2 protein-coding genes are annotated in these 1,690 nt (G+C 66.4%); one reads left to right on the top strand and one right to left on the bottom strand.

What is annotated here, in order from left to right; genetic code table 11:
• The coding region (locus tag ACTUAL_RS14795) for a hypothetical protein (protein WP_440900650.1) at window positions 1–650 on the bottom strand (650 nt) is incomplete at its 3' end.
• Window positions 651–1,307: 657 nt separating this feature from the next.
• On the opposite strand from ACTUAL_RS14795, the gene ACTUAL_RS14790 reads away from it, so the two are divergent.
• A partial coding sequence (locus tag ACTUAL_RS14790) for a hypothetical protein (RefSeq protein WP_440900649.1) occupies window positions 1,308–1,690 on the top strand: 383 nt, incomplete at its 3' end.

Raw genomic sequence — 1,690 nt, 5'->3', positions numbered from 1 at the left:
TCGTGGACCTCCTGGGAGCCGAAGATGTAGGCGGTTACCTCGCTGATGTCATCGATGAACCAGCCGATCTGGACCACGCCGAGGCGGGTGTGTGTGAGGACGTGGTGCTCGTCATCGAGCGGGGCGCTGAGTACGGCTGCGAAGAGCGCGTCTCCGATAGGTCCGTCGAGTTCGCCGCTCAGGCCCGTGCGAAGAGTCTTGGTCAGCCGCTTCCAGTCGGGCAGGTCCAGCGAGGTCGACCACTCAATCGCGCCGTCGTCGGGGACAGGCTCGGGTCGGGTAGCGAGGGCTTGGCTGAGCTTCGTCACGGCGCGTTCGTACCGACGGGCGCGGGCAGTAGCGGTTCTTCGCGCGTTAATTGCCCGGTCTACGTAGTACTCGAATTCTTCCCGCAGAGGCGTGACAACTGCGATCCCGGCGTCGCCGCCGAACCTGACGATGGGTTCGACAAACTCCGACCGTCCTTCGGCTTGGTCCATGTGGATGAACCGGACTAGGTCGTCGTAGTGGTCGGGCGTGGCGATGGTGGCGAGCGCGTGTGCGGCGCCGGACTGCTCACCTGTGCCCCGCGGGTTGGTGTATCGCTCTGCCAGGACGTCCCAGAAGGGCAAGCCTTCGGGGCGGGCGAAGCGTCGCGCCATGCGGTACATCAGGAGGTCTGGGTACCCCCCCCTGGTCTAGGTGGCGCGCCAGGATAGACAGGCCCTCCGACCAGGAGCCGGTCTGAGCTTCGCCAAGCAGGACTTCGGGGTGCACCTCGAACCCCGCCGCGCGAAGGTCGGCCACGATCGGCCCATAGGCCTCCCTGATCGGGTGCTCGATCAAGGCCATCTCCCACTCCGCCAAATAACGCCAGCGCTCGACAGGCCGCGAATCGTCTCGCGTCGTGCTCATCGGCATGCCTCCGTGCCGTCGTGGGTGTAGACGGAGGCTACTGCTCCGCCGACGCAAGAAGCCTATGGACCGCTCCCGAACGCACGGCGCGTCGAGACGCAGCCGTCCGAAAACGACCGTTTGCGGACGCGTACCTAAACCGGGGTCCCACGCCCAGCCCTGGACCCTTCGGAAACGATCGTTTACGGCCACCCGTGCTGCTGAGCGTGCCATGCTCCTTCGACAAGGGATGAGGGGGAGCGATGGGGCGACCGGAGGACGAGTTCAGTGACCCACGCGTGTCCGGGGGCGACGTTGCTGACGTCCGTGCTGCTTCAAGTGATGACGACTTTGGGCGTCCTGCACCCTCCTCTGGTGATGACCCCGGGACGTCCCGGGCGCGCGGCCGTGCGCGGTGGCTTCTGCCTCTTGGAGTGATCGTCGTGCTGACCCTTGCGACCGGCGCAGTCCTGCACGCGCAGGAGCGCGGTACGCGCTCCCCGGAAGCTGCGGTGGAGGCGTACGTGCAGCTCATCGAGGCCGGCGACGTCGAGGCGGCAACGTCCATGGTCCCGGTAAGGACAGACATACTTGCCGCCGACGTTGAAGAGTCCCGGCGCTCGGGACATGACCTGGGCCAGTCGACAGGAGCTCCCGTGCGCGTGGAGGCGCCGGTGTTCCTCTCGAACCGTCTCTACGCGACCACCGAAGCTATCTCGGACGTGTCAGTCGAGCCGGTAGCGGACCAGGGCCGCAGCGCCGTGGGTGAGGAGGCTGAGGTTGCTGTGACCTACAGCGTGGGCGGTCGCTCTTCAAG

It is taken from the genome of Actinosynnema sp. (genome assembly GCF_052038725.1).
This window is presented reverse-complemented; position numbering and strand designations above follow the sequence as displayed.